The 16002-nt window shown below is 73.4% G+C and carries 19 protein-coding genes; 11 read left to right on the top strand and 8 right to left on the bottom strand.

The genetic code is table 11. The features are described 5' to 3' along the window. Positions 1 to 68 precede the first annotated feature (68 nt). Positions 69 to 401 carry a hypothetical protein gene (locus ACFV4P_RS28375; RefSeq protein WP_380475824.1) on the top strand — a complete coding sequence of 111 codons (333 nt, stop codon included), beginning with the start codon at positions 69 to 71 and terminating at the stop codon, positions 399 to 401. Positions 402 to 420: 19 nt separating this feature from the next. Here the strand turns inward: ACFV4P_RS28375 and ACFV4P_RS28370 are convergent, their stop codons facing one another. The 5 genes from ACFV4P_RS28370 to ACFV4P_RS28350 all read right to left on the bottom strand — a co-directional run bounded on the left by ACFV4P_RS28370 (position 421) and on the right by ACFV4P_RS28350 (position 4066). Then, on the bottom strand, positions 421 to 1983 hold the full coding sequence (locus ACFV4P_RS28370) for a protein kinase (RefSeq protein WP_380475821.1): 1563 nt from the start codon (positions 1981 to 1983) through the stop codon (positions 421 to 423). A gap of 50 nt (positions 1984 to 2033) precedes the next feature. Next, positions 2034 to 2276, bottom strand: coding sequence for a hypothetical protein (locus tag ACFV4P_RS28365; protein ID WP_073810432.1), 243 nt, complete (start codon positions 2274 to 2276; stop codon positions 2034 to 2036). A 93-nt stretch (positions 2277 to 2369) separates the two neighbouring features. Then, positions 2370 to 3023, bottom strand: a complete 654-nt coding sequence (locus ACFV4P_RS28360) for a restriction endonuclease (protein ID WP_380475819.1) — start codon at positions 3021 to 3023, stop codon at positions 2370 to 2372. Positions 3024 to 3065: 42 nt separating this feature from the next. Beyond that, on the bottom strand, positions 3066 to 3269 hold the full coding sequence (locus ACFV4P_RS28355; protein ID WP_380475817.1) for a hypothetical protein: 204 nt from the start codon (positions 3267 to 3269) through the stop codon (positions 3066 to 3068). 503 nt (positions 3270 to 3772) lie between these two features. Continuing rightward, positions 3773 to 4066: a DUF1330 domain-containing protein gene (locus ACFV4P_RS28350; protein ID WP_380475814.1), complete on the bottom strand. Its 294-nt coding sequence runs from the start codon at positions 4064 to 4066 to the stop codon at positions 3773 to 3775. A gap of 158 nt (positions 4067 to 4224) precedes the next feature. Here ACFV4P_RS28350 and ACFV4P_RS28345 point away from each other — a divergent pair, with 158 nt between their 5' ends. Both ACFV4P_RS28345 and ACFV4P_RS28340 read left to right on the top strand, forming a co-directional pair. Continuing rightward, entirely contained in the window at positions 4225 to 5130 is a 906-nt protein-coding gene (locus tag ACFV4P_RS28345) for a LysR substrate-binding domain-containing protein (RefSeq protein ID WP_380475813.1), read from the top strand. Positions 5131 to 5519: 389 nt separating this feature from the next. Beyond that, the gene (locus ACFV4P_RS28340; RefSeq protein ID WP_380475811.1) at positions 5520 to 6881 is read left to right on the top strand and encodes a collagenase; all 1362 of its coding nucleotides are present in this window, start codon (positions 5520 to 5522) and stop codon (positions 6879 to 6881) included. Positions 6882 to 7015: 134 nt separating this feature from the next. Here the strand turns inward: ACFV4P_RS28340 and ACFV4P_RS28335 are convergent, their stop codons facing one another. Both ACFV4P_RS28335 and ACFV4P_RS28330 read right to left on the bottom strand, forming a co-directional pair. Beyond that, entirely contained in the window at positions 7016 to 7468 is a 453-nt protein-coding gene (locus tag ACFV4P_RS28335) for a hypothetical protein (protein WP_380475808.1), read from the bottom strand. Between the two features lie 371 nt (positions 7469 to 7839). After that, positions 7840 to 8499: a MerR family transcriptional regulator gene (locus ACFV4P_RS28330; protein WP_380475806.1), complete on the bottom strand. Its 660-nt coding sequence runs from the start codon at positions 8497 to 8499 to the stop codon at positions 7840 to 7842. A gap of 92 nt (positions 8500 to 8591) precedes the next feature. On the opposite strand from ACFV4P_RS28330, the gene ACFV4P_RS28325 reads away from it, so the two are divergent. Together ACFV4P_RS28325 and ACFV4P_RS28320 are read left to right on the top strand one after the other, a co-directional pair. Further along, positions 8592 to 9086 carry a DUF4188 domain-containing protein gene (locus ACFV4P_RS28325; RefSeq protein ID WP_073810442.1) on the top strand — a complete coding sequence of 165 codons (495 nt, stop codon included), beginning with the start codon at positions 8592 to 8594 and terminating at the stop codon, positions 9084 to 9086. A gap of 254 nt (positions 9087 to 9340) precedes the next feature. Next, entirely contained in the window at positions 9341 to 9814 is a 474-nt protein-coding gene (locus ACFV4P_RS28320; RefSeq protein WP_380475803.1) for a cysteine/serine endopeptidase inhibitor, read from the top strand. A 122-nt stretch (positions 9815 to 9936) separates the two neighbouring features. Here ACFV4P_RS28320 and ACFV4P_RS28315 read toward each other — a convergent pair whose 3' ends face one another. Next, positions 9937 to 10713 (bottom strand): hypothetical protein, encoded by a 777-nt coding sequence (locus tag ACFV4P_RS28315; RefSeq protein ID WP_380476072.1) that lies wholly within the window; start codon positions 10711 to 10713, stop codon positions 9937 to 9939. Positions 10714 to 10912: 199 nt separating this feature from the next. Here ACFV4P_RS28315 and ACFV4P_RS28310 point away from each other — a divergent pair, with 199 nt between their 5' ends. The 6 genes from ACFV4P_RS28310 to ACFV4P_RS28285 all read left to right on the top strand — a co-directional run bounded on the left by ACFV4P_RS28310 (position 10913) and on the right by ACFV4P_RS28285 (position 15894). Then, complete coding sequence (locus ACFV4P_RS28310) at positions 10913 to 11590, top strand: response regulator transcription factor (RefSeq protein WP_073810446.1); 678 nt, start codon at positions 10913 to 10915, stop codon at positions 11588 to 11590. After that, positions 11583 to 13079 carry an ATP-binding protein gene (locus tag ACFV4P_RS28305; protein WP_380475800.1) on the top strand — a complete coding sequence of 499 codons (1497 nt, stop codon included), beginning with the start codon at positions 11583 to 11585 and terminating at the stop codon, positions 13077 to 13079. The genes ACFV4P_RS28310 and ACFV4P_RS28305 overlap by 8 nt, the downstream gene beginning before the upstream one ends. A gap of 164 nt (positions 13080 to 13243) precedes the next feature. Then, positions 13244 to 14068: a hypothetical protein gene (locus ACFV4P_RS28300; RefSeq protein WP_380475798.1), complete on the top strand. Its 825-nt coding sequence runs from the start codon at positions 13244 to 13246 to the stop codon at positions 14066 to 14068. Between the two features lie 139 nt (positions 14069 to 14207). Further along, complete coding sequence (locus tag ACFV4P_RS28295; RefSeq protein ID WP_380475795.1) at positions 14208 to 14831, top strand: sigma-70 family RNA polymerase sigma factor; 624 nt, start codon at positions 14208 to 14210, stop codon at positions 14829 to 14831. A 144-nt stretch (positions 14832 to 14975) separates the two neighbouring features. After that, entirely contained in the window at positions 14976 to 15386 is a 411-nt protein-coding gene (locus ACFV4P_RS28290) for a hypothetical protein (RefSeq protein ID WP_380475792.1), read from the top strand. 229 nt (positions 15387 to 15615) lie between these two features. Next, entirely contained in the window at positions 15616 to 15894 is a 279-nt protein-coding gene (locus ACFV4P_RS28285; RefSeq protein ID WP_380475790.1) for a heavy-metal-associated domain-containing protein, read from the top strand. Positions 15895 to 16002: the final 108 nt, after the last annotated feature.

Here is a 16002-nt window from a genome sequence, read left to right as displayed (position 1 = left end):
GGTGGTCGGCGTTCCGGTGCTGACGCGGGCCCGGGGCGACGGCGGTCGGGGCGACGGAGGTGGAGGCCATGGGTATCGAGCTTGAGTTGCACTCGGGGCGGCCCACGCGGAAGAAGTCTGCGCGGGACACCCTGCTGCGGTCGTCGTACGAGTACGGCGAAGGGCTGGCGTCGGCGTTGAGCGGGCTCGACCTGCACAACTCGGGGGTGCTCGGGCGGGTCGATCCGTACCGGGACACGGTGATCAACGAGCAGGAGGCCGAGGTGGCCCGCCGCGAGGTCGCGGTGCTGATCGAGAACGCCGCCACCGAGCACCAGCGGTCGGCGCTGCTCGACCTCGCCGCGATGCTGGAGGCGTGCGCGGCGACGCCGGGCAGCTACCTCTGGTTCATCGGCGACTGAACCGAGAACTGCCCAGGCTTCAGCCGGACTTGGCGACCTTGAGGACCTTGCCGGTGGCGCCGGTGGAGAGGTAGCCGCCACCGCCGTAGTCGTTCGACAGGTAGTAGCGGATGGTGATCTCGTCGGCGAACCAGCCGTAATCCACCAGCAGGTAGCGGGACTTGGGGGTGGTGACGCCCAGTTCGGACTGGGCCTTGGTGAGGCCGGCGGGGAGCTGGGTCCAGTCGATCCTGGCGAGGTCGACGGGCTTGTCCTTGGGGCCGAGGGTGCCGCCGGGCTTGGTGGTGATCCTGCCGTCGCGGTAGGTGACGTCGTCGTAGTGCTTGGGGTTGTCCTTGGTGACGGCGCGGGCGGAGGCGTACTCGGGGTAGATCAGCAGCTGGGTGATGGTGGCGTTGCCGGTCGCCGAGCCGATCGCGTCGACCAGGCTGCGGGCGCCCTCCGGGGTCAGCAGGTCCGTCGCGGGAGCGGGAGCGGGGGCTCCAGCGGGGGTGGAAGCGGGGGCGGACGCGGATGCGGGGGTGCCGACGGTCCTGGGGGAGCCGGCGGCGCGCAGCCCCCCGTTGAGTGACCAGGCCAGCAGCCCGGCCACCGCGAGGACGGCCGCCGTCGTGGCGAGGAGCGGGCCGGTGCGTCGTCGCCGGCGGCGGCGGGGGACGGGGACGTTCGGCTCGGTGGGGGAGTACGGCGCGGCGTTCACCTCGGTGGGGGCGAACGTCCCGCCGCCCAGGGTGCCGTCGTGGCCGTGCTCGGCGGCGGCGAAGAGCCGGTCGAGCCGGTCGGCGTCGGGGCGGTCGGCCGGGTCGCGGGCGAGCAGGGCGGTGAGGGTGGCGGCGAGCGGTCCGGAGCGGACCGGCGGCGGGAGCGGCTCGTCCAGGACGGCGGCCAGGGTGGCGAGGCTGGTCGCGCGGCGCAGCGGATGGTGGCCCTCGACGGCGACGTACAGCGTCATGCCGAGCGACCACAGGTCGGAGGACGGGTCGCCCTCGTGGCCGCGGATCCGTTCGGGGGCGATGAACTCGGGCGAGCCGATCAGTGCGCCGGTCGCGGTCAGGCTGGTCGACTCGCTGAGCGCGGCGATGCCGAAGTCGGTCAGCACCGGAGTGCCGTCGGCGCGCAGCAGGACGTTCGCGGGTTTGACGTCCCGGTGCTGGATGCCGGCGGCGTGCGCGGCGCGCAGCGCGGCCAGGACGCCGCGGCCGACCCGGGCCGCCTCCTGCGGCGAGAGCGGGCCGCGGGCGAGGCGGTCCTGCAGCGAGCCGCCGGCGACCAGCTCCATCACCAGCCACGGGTGCGGGAGTTCGGGCGTGTCGACGATGTGGTGGATGGTCACCACGTGCGGGTGCTGGAGCCGGGCCAGCGCCCGGGCCTCGCGCAGCACCCGTTCGCGCAGCTCGAACGCCGCCGCCGGGTCGGCGGCGAGCACCGCCGGGTCCGGCGGCCGCACCTCCTTCAGCGCGACCTCGCGCTCCAGCACGGTGTCCCGGGCCCGCCACACCAGACCCATGCCCCCGCCGCCGAGCCGCCCCAGCAACTCGAAACGGCCGTCAACGAGTTGGGCACCCGGACCCCCTGTCATCATGGCGGTCATCGTAGGGGCAGCGGCGGACACCCCCGCACCGGCAGGACCCGCTACCTCCGGCGGTGCTTCTCCTCGCTCGGCCAGTCGTGTGCGACCGTCGGCGGTCGCCCCTCCGCCCGGTGCGCCTCCCGGGGCACCTCGCGCACGTCGTTCACGGGCACGTCCTCGCTGTTCGGCCAGTCGTGCCCGACGGTCGGCGGCCGCCCCTCCGCCCGGTGCGCCTCCCGCTGCTCCGCCCGGTCCTGCTCCGGCGTGGGCACACCGCCCGCACCACCCTGCGGCGTCTCGTCCATGGCCCCGGCTCCCTTCTCGCCGTCGGACGGGTACACCCTGCGCCTGCCCGGCCGGACGATTCCCAATCACGCGCCCGGTCGGGCCCGGCCCGGTCAGGCGGCGGCCGCCGCGATGTCGAGGACGTCGTACAGGTGCTCACCGGCACCCCAGCGCTCCAGCGCGGCCCGGTCGACCAGGTGGATGCGCTGCTGGCGGGCGAACGTCACGGCGGGGGCGGTGAAGCCGTTCAGGCCGACGAACACGGCGATCTTCGCCCGGTGGACCGGCCGGGCGGTGCCGTTGAAGGTCTGCAGGTCACGGCTGCCCACCGGACGGCTGTGGCGCTTGCACTGGACGACGACCTTCCGGCCGTCCACGTCGTACGCGATCACATCGGCCCCGAGATCGCCGGAACCGCCGACCCGCAGCGCGTCGGAGAACCCGTCGCGCTCCAGCAGCGCCCGGCACATCTCCTCGAAGCCGCGGGGCGAGGCGGCCGTGAAGTCGTCGAGGGTGCAGCCGGCGGCACCGGCCCACCCGGCCGCGACGGTCCCCTGCCCGGGGGAGTCGTACAGCTCGCCGCGCGGCGCCGCCCGGCCGACGGAGGCGACACCGACCGTGACGACGATCAGCAGGGCGAGCCCACCGAGGCCGAGGCCCAGGACCAGCACGTGCGCGGCGGCCCAGGCCCAGGCCGCCCTTAGCACCACGACGGCAGCGCCGAGGGCGAGTATCCCCAGCACGGCCTTGACCGCGTCGTCACTCATCGCCGCTCCGAGCGGTGCCGGGGGTTGGAAGGCCTGCCCGGCTCACCGCTGATCGGCCGGGGTGACGGTGACGGTGGGGGCGGGCTGCGGCGGCTTCGAGTCGTTGACGGTGCTGTTCAGGAAGAGCAGGACCACGCCGATCGCGACGACCGTCCCCAGCCCCCACCGCCTCGCGCTGCCGGCACCCGCACCCGCCCTGCGCCGGAAGTGCCCGCGTACCCAGATCCGGTCTCCGCTGCCCGCCACGGTGATCCTCCCACTCGTCGGCCCGGCGCCCGCTGCGCCTGCCTGACCGTTGGTGTAGCAGCGGAGAGCGACGCCGAGCGGCCGATCCTCCGCACTCGAAGGGGACGACGGCCATGATCAGGCCACGCACGCCGGGGGCGCACGCCGCAGCACACCCCGGCCCCGACCTGCCCCGATCCCGGGGCCGGCCGTCGTATACAGGTGAAGCCGCGCCGCGGCCACCGGCGGCGAGCTGGGACGACGGCCCGGGCCCGGCGAACGGCCAAGGCCCGACACCAGATTGGCGGATTCCGGACCCGGCAGGGTTACCTGGCCAGCGCTTTGACGTCGGTGATGTCGCGTGCGGAGAGGCCCTCGGCGATCCCCTCAGGGCCGGTCGTCATCAGCCTCGGAGGGCTCGCCACCCTGCTGGGTCGGTGGATCGCCGTTGTGGCAGGCCAGAGCTTGATCGCCGGGCCAGGATTGTCAGGTGACGGATGCTCAGCGGTGGTTGGGCCCGTCGGTCAGGCGGTGCCCTCGATGATGCGGAAGTCGCGCTGGTAGCCGTCGGGGAGGGCCACCAGGGCGTTCTGGTAGGGCTCGCTCTCGTATGCGGCGACGGCCTGTTCGAAGGTGTCGAACTCGACCACGACGGTGCGTTGCGTGATTCCGGCCTCGTGGGCGACGACTCGACTGCCACGGGACAGGAGGCGTCCGCCCGCAGCGCGGACGGCCGGGCCGGCCAGATTGTCGTAGGCGGTCAGCTTCTCGGGGGCGGAAATGGCGGGGTAGACACTGACCCAGTAGCCCTTGGCCATGGAAATCTCCTGTGTGGTGCCGGCTGCGTCCGGCGTCGAGTCGGCGCTCGGATCGATCGATCCCGGCATCCGCAGGTTAGGGCTGGATGTGCGGCCGAGGGAAAGACCGGTGCGGGATAGAGTCAGAACGGATCGTTATCAATCGGCGGGGAGGGCGCGTGGCGCCGGACACGGTGAGCCTGCGGTACTTCCTGGTGCTGGCACAGGAGTTGAACTTCACCCGCGCGGCCGCACGGATCGGTCTCGCGCAGCCTGCACTCAGCGCCCGGATGCGCCGCTTGGAGGCGGAACTCGGTACGGCCCTCCTGATCCGCAACACGCGCAGCGTCGAACTGACCACGGCCGGCGCGGCTTTGGCGGAGTCCGCACCGCCCGCGCTGGCCGCGCTGGACCGGGCCTGGGACACCGCCCGGAGCGCGGCGGCCGGTGAACTGGGCACGCTGCGCATCGGATACAGCCTCAGCGCCGGGGCGGAGACGGCGCCGGCCCTGGTGGACAGGCTGATTCGCGGCACCGGCGGACTCGAGGTCGGCGCGGTCCCGATGGCGACACCGGAGATCTCCCCCGCGGTCGCCGACGGCCGCATCGATGCCGGGATCACCCGCGGTGAACAACCGGGCCGCGGTGTGCGCCGGTTCCTGCTGCGGCGTCAGCGCGTCGGGGTCCAGTTGGCGCAGCACCATCCGCTGGCCGAACGCCCGGAGATCGAGATCGCCGACGCGGCCGGGTATCCGCTGCGGCTCCCGGACCGCGCGGCCAATCCCGTGATCCACGATCAGTTGTCCGCACTGTTCCGGGACATCCGACCGCACCCCCGGTTCCACACGCCCGCAGTCTCTTTCGACATGTCTCAGCGCGACCTGCGCGACGGGGTCACCCTCGCCCCGGCCGGCGAAGCCGCGGCCACGGTACAACCGGCCGGTCTCACCTGGCGTCCGCTGCGGGGCGCGCCCAGCCTGACGGTCCATCTGGTCCTCCCGCGCGAGCAGTCGCCACTGCACCGCCGCATCCTTGCCGTCGCCAAAGCCCTGGCGCACGAGCTGCACTGGCTGCCGGAGACGTGACCCGTTCGACGAGCGCGTGCGGCCGGTCGAGTTCGGCGGGTCGAGTTCGGCGGGGCGGGTGAGCAACGAGGCTTCCTGGACGGCCGGTTGAGGCGTGAGGCGGCTCCGCCGCCTGGGAGCATTCTTCGATGCGCCAGCGGGTGCCGGCGACTCGTACGAGTTCGGACAGCGGGACGATCCGGGGTGACCAGGACAGGTGGAAGGCGAGTTCGCCGGTGGTGGGGTTGCGGCGGATCAGCAGGTGACGGTGGTCACCGGTACCGAGGTGATCCAGGACGTAGCGGCGGACCTCGTCGCGCACCTCGGCCACATCCCAGCGGGCAGTCCGCCGCTGCCGCTGCATCGGTCCGGGGCGGGCGTGGCCTGCGTGCTCCGCGAGCTGCAAGGCCGTGCTGCCGATGAGGCAGACCTGCAACGCCACCCTCACCGTCCTGGCCCAGGACCTCACCGCGGCCGAACTCGCCGCCGTCTGCGCCGACCTCAAGGGCGAGGACGCGTACTTCCACAACCTCGTCCGCGACAACGGCCCCATCCCCGGCCAGTACGAATCGTCCGTGCAGCTCGTGGTCTTCGCGAGCCAGGGCGACTACCAGACCTACGCCGGCGCGATGTACGAGGCGAACACCAACAACGGCGGGGTCACCCTGACCGGGACCCCGAGCGACCCGGCCAACCAGCCGGTCTCCCTCATGTACCGGCACCCGAACGAGAACGGCTTCACCGCCCGGATCTGGAACCTCAACCACGAGTACGCGCACGTCCTGGACGCCCGCTACAACATGAAGGGCGACTTCTTCCAGCAGACCAGCGTGCCCGACCTGTGGTGGATCGAGGGCAGCGCCGAGTACGTCTCCTACACCTACCGCGGCGTCACCGACCTCAACGCGGTGAACCAGGCCCCCAAGCACACCTACGGGCTCAGCACCCTGCTCCAGAGCACGTACCAGAACAGCGACGTCGTCCGCACCTACCACTGGGGCTACCTGGCCGCCCGCTACATGATCGAGCGCTCCCCGGGCGCCGTCCAGACCATGCTCGGCCTCTTCCGCACCGGCGACTACGCCCGCGCCTACGCGTACTACAACTCCGTCGGCACCGCCTACGACGCCGACTTCACCAGGTGGGTCGACACCTGCGCCACCGACACCTGCCTCACCGCGGGCACCCCGAAGGCGGCCTTCGACGTCGCGGTGCGGGACCTGAACATCCAGCTGACCGACCGCTCCACCGAGACCGCCGGCAAGGGCAGCATCACCGGCTGGGCCTGGAACTTCGGCGACGGCACCACCGGCACCGCGGCCTCCCCGTCGAAGTCCTACCGCGCTGCCGGCACCTACACCGTCGCCCTCACCGTCACCGACAGCAACGGCAAGACGGCCACCACGACCCGGACCGTCACCGTCACCGCGCCGGCCGCACCGGCGGCCTGCACCGCCCCCGACGCCCGGAAGCTGGACTACAACTGCTTCCGGAGCGGCCGCGCCGCCGAGGCCGGAAGCTCGGACCAGATGTACATCTACATGCCGGCCGGCACCACCACGCTGACCGTCTCCACCACCGGCGGCGCCGGGACCGCCTACCTCTACTACAGCCCGGACCGCTGGGCCTCCACCACGGACTACGCCGCCTCCTCCACGAACAGCGGCACCACCCAGACCGTGACCGTCTCCAACACCACGGCCGGCTACCGCTACATCACCCTCTACGGCAAGACCGCCTTCAGCGGCGTCACCGTCACCACCCAGTACTGACCGGCGCGTGAGCCAGGGCATCCATGTGGGCCTCTGCGGGCCTCTGCGGGCTGACGAGGTCCATGCAGGCCGCCACGGCGGCCGAGCCCGGGATGCTGACAACTCCCGGGCTCAGCTCGCACATTGATGAAGCGTCAGCAAGTCACCGGAACTTCCACCACCGGCCGAGTGCCGAACGGGCCGCTTCCCTGCACCGAGAAGGTCGCACGCACCGTCGAACCGCACGGGACGGTGGCGGTGAAGCCGTCCACCCGCACCCCGGTGGAGTGGAACGCCGTGCTCCCGCTCACGGAGCCGAGCGAGTTGCCGCCGACCACCTCGGCCGACAGGTTGGTGTACAGGGTCTGCCACGACACCGGCCCGTCGGGCGGGCCGGCAAGGCCGATCCTCCCGTAGATCACGACGCTGTCTCCGGTGACGTCTGCGCAGGCGTAGGTCGCCAACCCGGCCTGGAGAGCGTACTTGCAGGTCGTGACCGTGGCGGTGGCGGTGTCAGCGCCGGTCGCGGCGGCGAAGGCCGGCACGGGCGCCGTGAGCAGGGCGGCGGCACCGGCGGCGCCCATCGCGATGCGGGTGATGCGGTTCATGGTCTTCATCCTTCAGGCGATGTGAGAAACCGTTCGGAGGCAGGCACTTTTAGTCATGTGACATTTCACGTGTGCCATGACCCAAACTCTGCCATGCGATTCCAAGGCTCCGGCTCACTTCTGCCTTCGAAGTGGAAGCTCGTCTCAAAGTGCATCCCGGGTGACGTAAATCCGCCCGGCCGGGCCAATGCGGCCACCACCTCGGGCGAACCCGCGTCGAACGCCGGGTGAACCACCTCCCCGCCGCCCGGCTCGCGGCCCCCGCTTCGTCGGATCGGCGGGAGGCCGACATGATCGCGAAGTCGCACTGGAGTGCTAACGGGTGGGATGTCGACGTCCGAAGTCCCCATGCCCGTGCCGAGGGGAGCGGGCTACAGGCCGTAGCGGCGGGCGGATTCCTCGGACTGGGCCAGGCGGCGGAGGTTGAGGAGGATGGGCTCGAAGAGGACGGCGGCGGTGACGGCGTACTCGGTCTGTTCGGCGGGGGTGGGGAGGATTTCCATCCGGTCGAGGTCGTAGGTGGCGGCCTGTTCCATGGAGTGGGCGTAGGGGAGCATGTCGTCGGCGTCGAGGGAGTGGCCGAGGCGGTCGAGGGTGGCGAGGGTGGAGACCAGGGCGCGGTAGGCGGGGGAGAGGTCGCCGACCTCGCGGGCGGTGGTCCAGCCGAGGCGGGCGAGGAGGTCGTCGACGCGCTTGCGGGCGACGTCGGTCGACGGGTCGTCGGAGGCGTCGGGGGCGTCGGGGGCGGGCTCGCCGGGGTGGGGCAGGACCCAGAGGGCCGCGCCGAGGCGGATGGTGAGGCCGAGGGAGTCGTCGTCGACGTGGCCGAGCACCTCGCGGACGGTGGCCACCGGGATGCGGCCGATCTGGATCATCGCCCGTACCAGCCGCAGCCGGCGCAGGTGCGACTCGTCGTACTCGGCCTGGGTGGTGTTGATCAGGCGGCCGGGCGGGAGCAGCCCCTCGCGCAGGTAGTACTTGATGGTGGCGGGGGAGACGCCGCTCCGTTCGCTGAGATCTGCCAAGCGCATCCCCTTGTGCCCTCCGTAGGTGAGTGTCACTATCCAAAGCATTGATGAGTGGGGCTATCCAATCATGGACGGCCCGACGAAAGGGGGACGTCGTGTTCGCCAAGCCAATACCTGGCCGAACCACCGCCGCCGCCGAGGACAAGGTCGTCCTGTTCCTCATCGGCATGCGGATCAACCACTTCTGGGCGGTGCACCACTGGCTGCCGGTGTTCGTCGCGATGCCGCGGATGCTGCGCGAACTCTCCCGCGACCCGGAGAGCGGTCTGCTCGGCCACCAACTGCTCAGCGGCTCGCCGCGCACCTACTACGTGGTCCAGTACTGGGAGTCCGAGGAGAAGCTCCTGACGTACGCGGCCGCGCCGCAGCAGCTGCACCGCAAGGCCTGGGGGATGATCAACCGATTCGAGCGGAAGTCCCGCCAGCACGTGGGTATTTGGCACGAGACGTACATCGTCCCGCCCGGCTCGTACGAAACCATCTACGGCGACATGCCCCCGTACGGCCTAGCCGCCGCCACCGGAACCCTCCCGATCGAGCGGCGCGGCGCCACCGCCCGCCAGCGCCTGGCGTACCGCAAGAAGGGCTGAAGGCTCCCCGTCGCAGCCGCTCCGGGGGAGGGCGGTGCGGGGGCGGGTGGTGCAGGGCGGGTGGTGCAGGGCGGGTAAAGTTTACCGACTTGTGTCCATGACAACGCGTCAAAAGTGTGGACCACGAACGGCCGCTTCCGTAGCTTCGGTGCCTTCCGGTGACAGCGCGATCGCCGAACTCCCCTTCGGGCTGGGCGACTTGCCGCTGCTACGCCGAGTGCCCGAGTGCCCGAGTGCTCCGAAGCGGAGGAACCATGCGTGCCACCCGAAGGAACCCGAGGCTGCTGGCGGGCGTCCCGCTCGCCGCGGCCGCCCTGCTCGCCCTGAGCGCCGGCTCCGCCAGCGCCGCGATACCGATCAACCAGCCGATGACCGGCATGGCCACCTACTTCAACGACACCGGCTACGGCGCCTGTGGCACCCAGATCAACGCCGGCACCCAGCTGCTGGTGGCCGTCCCCGCCAGCTGGTGGACCACCGCCAACCCGAACAACGACCCGCTCTGCAAGGGCATTTCGGTCAAGGTCAGCTACCAGGGCAAGACCCTGACGGTGCCGGTCAAGGACAAGTGCCCGACCTGCGCCTCCACCCACCTCGACCTCAGCCAGCCCGCCTTCGCCAAGTTCGCCCCGCTCGACCAGGGCATCATCAACGGCATCACCTGGCAGTTCGTGCAGACCACCGTCACCGGCCAGACCGTCCCGCTCGGCGCGCCTGTCACCGGCTGACCCGTCACCGGCTGGCCTGTCACCGGTTGGCCCGCCGCTGCCCGCCCGGCACCCGCCCGGCCGGTGCCCGTCGTCCGGAACGGCGGACGCGGGCACCGGCCGGGCCGGCGGGTGACGGCCCGTCAGCCGCGCCTGCGCTCGCCGGCCGCCAGGGCGAGGACCGCCAGCACGATCAGTCCGGCCAGCACCAGGCTGACCGGGCCAGTGCCCAGGTCCAGGCCGCCGCGCTCCCGGCCGACGCCGGCCCAGTCCGCGAAGCACGCGCCGAGCGGCCGGGTCAGCACGTACGCCCACCAGAACGCCAGGACCGGCGGCAGCCGCAGCAGCCGGTGGCCGAGCGCGGGCACCGCGATCAGGGCGGCGAAGAGCAGACCCGACGGCAGGTACCCCCAGCCGAGGGTGGCCGCCGTCAGGTCGCCGACGGCCGTGCCCAGGGCGAAGGTCGCCATCACCGCCGCCCAGTAGAAGACCTCCCGGCGCCCGCCGCGCACCGTCTCCACCGCGAGCGTCCCCTCCGTGCGGCGCCACACCCAGAACACCGCCGCCAGCGCCAGCGTGAACGCCCCGGCCGACACGGCGTACGGCACGCCCAGCGCCACGTGCGCCACGTCGGCCGCCATCGTGCCGAACACGCTGACCATCACCACGGCCGCCCAGTACACGGCGGGCCGGTAGCGGCCCGCCCGGGCCTGCGCGAACAGCGCCGCCGCGAGCAGCACCGTCGCACCCGCCACCGCCGGGACCGGGCCGAGCGTGCGCGCCAGGTAGTCGGAGGTGGTCTCGCCCATCCCGGTGGTCAGCACCTTCACCACCCAGAAACCGGCCGTCACCTGCGGCACCTTGCTCCACAGCTGCACGGAGCGCGGCCCGCCCAACGGCCCGCCCGGCGGCCCGCCCAACGGTCCGCCCAGCGGCTCGGTCCCGGTCGTCGTCGTGGCGCCCACAGCGGCGGCACCCCTCTCTGTCGGCAGCAGCACGGCACGCGCGGCCGGTCGGCGGCGCGGCCGGTCAGCAGCATGGCCGGGCCGAGCTGAAGGGTTGCTGAAGACCTGAAGACCCCTTCAGCTTCGCGCCCGGCGGACCTGCGAGGCTGGGGGCATGCGCGTACTGGTGGTGGAGGACGAACAGCGGCTCGCCCTGGCGATCAAGCACGGCCTGGAGGTCGAGGGCTTCGACGTCGAGATCGTCCACGACGGCCTGACCGGCCTGGCGCGGGCGACCGAACACTCCTACGACGTGATCATCCTCGACATCATGCTGCCGGGCCTGAACGGCTACCGGGTCTGCGCGCGGCTGCGGGCCGCCGGCAGCGACGCCGGAATCCTGATGCTGACCGCCAAGGACGGCGAGTGGGACGAGGCCGAGGCGCTCGACACCGGTGCCGACGACTACCTGTCGAAGCCGTTCTCGTTCGTCGTCCTGGTCGCCCGCCTGCGCGCCCTCGCCCGCCGGATCGGCAGCCGCGCCCCGCAGCGCACCGTCCTAGGCGACCTGGTCGTCGACTCCGCCGCCCGCACCTGCACCCGGGCCGGCACCGCCGTCGCCCTGACGCCCCGCGAGTTCGCACTGCTCGACCACCTCGCCCGGCGGCCCGGCGACGCCGTCTCCAAGCGGGAGATCCTCGAACAGGTCTGGGACAGCGGACCGGACAGCGACCCCAACACCGTCGAGGTGCACATCAGCGCGCTGCGCCGGAAGATCGACGCCCCGTTCGGCCGGGCCGCCGTGCAGACCGTGCGCGGCGCGGGCTACCGGCTGGCGGCCGACGGTGGCTGACGGGCGGCCGACGGTGGCCGGCCGGCGTCCGGTGCGGCGGGTCGGGCGCCCGGTCGGGCGGATCGCCGCCCGACTCGCGCCGCGCACCGTCCGCACCCGCACCACGCTCGCCGCCTGCGTCGGCGTCGCCGTCGTGATGGCCGTCGCCTCCGCCGCCGTGCTGCTGGTCCTGCGGGTCAACCTGGAGCACACCGTCGAGGCCGAGGCCCGCGAACAGGCCCGCGCCGTCGCCCGGCTCGCCGAGGACGGCCGGCTGCCCGCGCAGGTGACGCTCGGCCAGGGCACCGACTTCGTCCAGGTCACCGACGCCGCCGGGCGGGTCCTCGCCGCCAGCCCCAACCTGGCCGGCCGACCCGCGCTGCCCGGCCGACCCGCGCTGCCCGGCACCGGCGACCGGACCGACAGCGCCGACCGGACCGACAGCGCCGACCGGACCGACAGCACCGCCAGTACTGACAGCACCGACCTGGCCGCCTGGGGACTCCAGCACCGCCAGCGCGTCACCACCGTCACCGCCGGGACGCCCGCCGGCCCCGTCACCGTCCGGGTCGGGGCCTCGCTGCACACCGCCGACACCGCCGAGGACCTCACCACCGCCGGACTCGCCGGGCTCAGCGCCGTCCTCGTCGCCACCGTCGGCCTGCTCACCTGGCGGGCCACCGGCCGCGCCCTGCGGCCCGTCGAGGCGATCCGCGCCGAAGTCGCCGCGATCGGCGAAGGCGGCCTGCAACGCCGCGTCCCCGCGCCCCGCGGCGACGACGAGATCGCCGACCTCGCCCGCACCATGAACGCCATGCTCGACCGCCTGGAGGCCGCCGGCACCCGCCAGCGCCGCTTCATCGCCGACGCCTCGCACGAACTGCGCAGCCCACTGGCCGTGCTGCGCACCCAACTGGAGGTCGCCCACACCCACCCCGACCCCGCCGTCCGCGCCGACCTGGTGGCCGGTGCGCTCCAGGACACCGACCGGCTCCAGGCCCTGGCCGCCGACCTGCTGCTGCTCGCCCGCCTCGACACCACCGGCGGACCCGGACCGGCCGGGCCCGTCGACCTCGCCGCGCTCCTGCGCGACACCGTCGCCGGCCGCGGCCCGCAACCGCACCCCGTCGAACTCGACGCCCCCGACGGCACGTTCACCGTCGACGGCAACCCGCTGTGGCTCGGCCGCCTGCTCACCAACCTCCTCGACAACGCGCAACGGCACGCCACCGCCCGGATCTCCGTCCGGCTGCGGAGCGACGCCGCCACCGGCGAGGCCGTCGTGGACGTCACCGACGACGGCCCCGGCATCCCGCCCGCCGACCGCGACCGGGTCTTCGAACGCTTCACCCGCCTCGACGACGCCCGCAGCCGCAACGACGGCGGCGCGGGCCTCGGCCTGCCGATCGCCCGCGACATCGCCACCCTGCACGGCGGCACCCTCCGCATCGAGGAGGCTGCCGTCGGCGCCACGTTCCGCATCCGGCTGCCGGCTGCTCTCTCGTCGTGAGGCTGTGAAGCCGTCCGGCAGGGCTTCCGCGTACCAGTGGTCGTCCGGTGGGGCCGTCGGGTTCCCGGGTGGCGGGTGTGACGCTCGTCATGCCCGGCCGGCGGGTGGAAAGGGACGGGAGGGTGGCATACGGCGGGTGTTAAGGGTGTGATGATGGGCCCGTCATGGAGTCAGGGCGCGCAGTACGGGCAGGCCGGGCCGCGGTGTTCGCGGCCGGGTGCGTGCTGCTCGCCGCCGTCGCGCACGTCCTGATGTCCGGCCGCTCCGTCGGCACTCCCGTCCTGGCCGGCGCGCTCGGCGGCGCGGCCCTGCTCGGCTGGTTCACCGCCCGGCGGGAACGCGGGCCGCTGCTGGTCACCGCGCTGACCGTCGGCGTCCAGGCCGCGCTGCACGCGCTGTTCTCGCTCGGCCAGGCTGCGACGGCCGCCACCGCCGCATCCGCCACCGCCGGGCTCGCCACCGACGGGCTTGCCGCCCGGTGGGCCCGGCTGCTGCTGTGCAACGCCGGGCCGCTGACCGACGAACAGGCCGCCAGGCTGGTCGAAGCGGCCGGCCTCGACCCGGGGACCGTCCCCGGCGACGGGCTGACCGTGGTGCTCGCCGACCAGCCCGCGACAGCGGCGATGCACGGGATGCACACGATGGCCGGCATGGCCGGGATGCCGGGGATGCCCGGGACGGCGCACCACGGGATGGCGATGGCGTCCGGGCAGCACGGCGGCACCGGCATGCTCGCCGCCCACCTGCTGGCCGCGCTGCTGCTCGGCCTGTGGCTGGCGGCCGGCGAACGCGCCGTGCACGGGCTGGCCCGCACCGTCGCCGCCCGCCTGTTCGCGCCCGTCCTGCTGCTGCTCGACGCCGTCCGGCCCGCCCGGCCGCCGCTGCGCCGGCGCCGGCCCCGCCGTACGGCCCGCCGACCCCGGTCGCGGCTGCTCGTCCACTCCCTCGCCACGCGGGGACCGCCGGTGGTGGCCGCCGTCACCCGCTGACGGCCCGTCACATCCGGGGACGCCTCCCTGCTCGCCGCCGCCACGCCCGCCCGGGCGCGGACGGCGCCGTCCGCGCGCCCCCGGCCGGCCTCGCGGCCCGACCCGGCCGCATCCGTCTCCCGAGCAAGGACACCCGGAGATGCTCACTGCCCCGCCCGCGCCACGCTCCGTCACCGCGCGGACACGCGTCGACGACCCCACCGTCACCGCCTGGGCGCTGGCCGCCCGGGCCGGCGACCCCGCCGCCGTCGAACGGTTCGTGCGTGCCACCCGCCCCGACGTCCGCCGGTTCGTCATCCACCTGAGCGGTGAACCCCAGGCCGCCGACGACCTCACGCAGGAGACCTACCTGCGGGCCCTGCGCAGCCTGCCGCGCTTCGAGGGCCGCTCCTCGGCCCGGACCTGGCTGCTGTCGATCGCCCGCCGGACCGTCGTCGACCGCTTCCGCTTCGCCGCCCGCCGGCCCCGGCTGCTCGACACCGACGACTGGCAGAGCGCCGCCGAACAGGTCCAGCGCCACCACCAGCCCGGCTTCGACGAGGGCATCGCGCTCGGTGAACTGCTCGACGCGCTGCCCGCCGAACGCCGCGACGCCTTCGTGCTGACCGCGCTGCTCGGCCTGCCCTACGAGGAGGTCGCCGAACTGACGGGTTGCCCGGTCGGCACCGTCCGCTCCCGGGTCAACCGGGCCCGCGCCGTGCTGATCCGCAAGCTCGCCGACGCGGAGGCGGCGGACCGCCCGCTGGCCGGCTGCGCGGCCTGAGCGGGCCCGGGCAGGGGCGCCGGGCCGGGTGGTCCGGCGCCCCTGTTCTTCCTCTTCGCGTTGTCGGAGCCATGGCCGAACGATCTTGGTCGCTGCTATCGTGCCTGCGGCAAATCCGAACAGGCTTGTCCGACAAGGAGATTCATGGGTATCCGACAGCGGGCGACGGCCCTCGCGCTCAGCGTCCTGGGCATGGCCGCGGGCATGGTCACCGTCGCCGCACCGGCCGAAGCGGCCTCCACCCCGAGCGGCGCGTGCGGCAGCGGCTACTACCTGATCGACCAGCACGCCCTCGGCTCGGTCGCCGACATCTACCTGTTCTACAACGGCTCGTCGAACTGCGCCGTCACCTGGGTCCGGAGCCCGAACGGCACCCGGACGTACGACCTCCGGGTCCAGATCGAGCGCAAGAGCGACCTGGTGGTCGCGCCCGACGGCGGCTTCTACAAGTACTACGCCGGCCCGGTGAAGATCAGCGCCGCGAACACCTGCATCTCCTGGGGCGGCTCCGCGGAAGGCATCCGCTGGGCCTCCGGCTGGACGCACTGCGGCTGACCCGACACACGACCCCGGCCGGGCAGGGCTGCCCGGCCGGGGTTCGCCATGTCAGGGCTCGGCCCGCCCGGGGCCCGGGGCTCGGCCTGCCCGGGGCGGGGTCGGTCGGGCGGGGCGTGCGGTTCCCGGGTCCATCCGAAGGGGGCATTCGGCCGCGTGTCCCGGTGTGCGCGGCCCCGGGGTGCGGTGTCGTGGGGGCACATCGTCGATCACACCCCTGGGAGCACGCATGTCCAGCGCCGCCAGCACCACCAGCACCGCCAACACCGCCAGCGCCACCGTCACTGCCGGCACCGCCGTCACCGCCGTCTTCGCCGTCGAGGGAATGAGCTGCGGCCACTGCGAACGGACCGTCAGCACCGGACTCTCCGCACTGCCCGGCATCACCGCCGTCACCGCCGACGCCAAGGCCGGGCGCGTCACCGTCACCGCCGCCGGGGACGTCGACGAACACCGGGTCCGCACGGCCGTCGACGAGGCCGGGTTCACCCTCACCGGACGGATCTGACCGCCGGAACGCGGAACCCGGAAGATCGCGGGAACCCGGGCCCGGTGCGCCACGACTGCTGACATGTGACCGCAACCCGCGCCCCGGGCCCGCCCACCGCACCGACAC

Origin of the sequence: Kitasatospora sp. NPDC059795 (assembly GCF_042732175.1) — a bacterium.
Taxonomy (GTDB): domain Bacteria; phylum Actinomycetota; class Actinomycetes; order Streptomycetales; family Streptomycetaceae; genus Kitasatospora.
The sequence above is the reverse complement of the archived record's forward strand: the minus strand, read 5'-3'. Positions and strand labels throughout refer to the sequence as shown.

Excerpts from the sequence above, each read along its gene's own strand:
- ACFV4P_RS28350 (WP_380475814.1), bottom strand. The coding sequence starts at position 4,066 with ATGGCCAAGGGCTACTGGGTCAGTGTCTACCCCGCCATTTCCGCCCCC.
- ACFV4P_RS28320 (WP_380475803.1), top strand. The coding sequence starts at position 9,341 with ATGCGTGCCACCCGAAGGAACCCGAGGCTGCTGGCGGGCGTCCCGCTC.
- ACFV4P_RS28370 (WP_380475821.1), bottom strand. The coding sequence starts at position 1,983 with ATGATGACAGGGGGTCCGGGTGCCCAACTCGTTGACGGCCGTTTCGAG.
- ACFV4P_RS28375 (WP_380475824.1), top strand. The coding sequence starts at position 69 with ATGGGTATCGAGCTTGAGTTGCACTCGGGGCGGCCCACGCGGAAGAAG.
- ACFV4P_RS28300 (WP_380475798.1), top strand. The coding sequence starts at position 13,244 with ATGGAGTCAGGGCGCGCAGTACGGGCAGGCCGGGCCGCGGTGTTCGCG.
- ACFV4P_RS28330 (WP_380475806.1), bottom strand. The coding sequence starts at position 8,499 with ATGCGCTTGGCAGATCTCAGCGAACGGAGCGGCGTCTCCCCCGCCACC.
- ACFV4P_RS28365 (WP_073810432.1), bottom strand. The coding sequence starts at position 2,276 with ATGGACGAGACGCCGCAGGGTGGTGCGGGCGGTGTGCCCACGCCGGAG.
- ACFV4P_RS28310 (WP_073810446.1), top strand. The coding sequence starts at position 10,913 with ATGCGCGTACTGGTGGTGGAGGACGAACAGCGGCTCGCCCTGGCGATC.
- ACFV4P_RS28290 (WP_380475792.1), top strand. The coding sequence starts at position 14,976 with ATGGGTATCCGACAGCGGGCGACGGCCCTCGCGCTCAGCGTCCTGGGC.
- ACFV4P_RS28285 (WP_380475790.1), top strand. The coding sequence starts at position 15,616 with ATGTCCAGCGCCGCCAGCACCACCAGCACCGCCAACACCGCCAGCGCC.
- ACFV4P_RS28295 (WP_380475795.1), top strand. The coding sequence starts at position 14,208 with ATGCTCACTGCCCCGCCCGCGCCACGCTCCGTCACCGCGCGGACACGC.
- ACFV4P_RS28360 (WP_380475819.1), bottom strand. The coding sequence starts at position 3,023 with ATGAGTGACGACGCGGTCAAGGCCGTGCTGGGGATACTCGCCCTCGGC.
- ACFV4P_RS28335 (WP_380475808.1), bottom strand. The coding sequence starts at position 7,468 with ATGAACCGCATCACCCGCATCGCGATGGGCGCCGCCGGTGCCGCCGCC.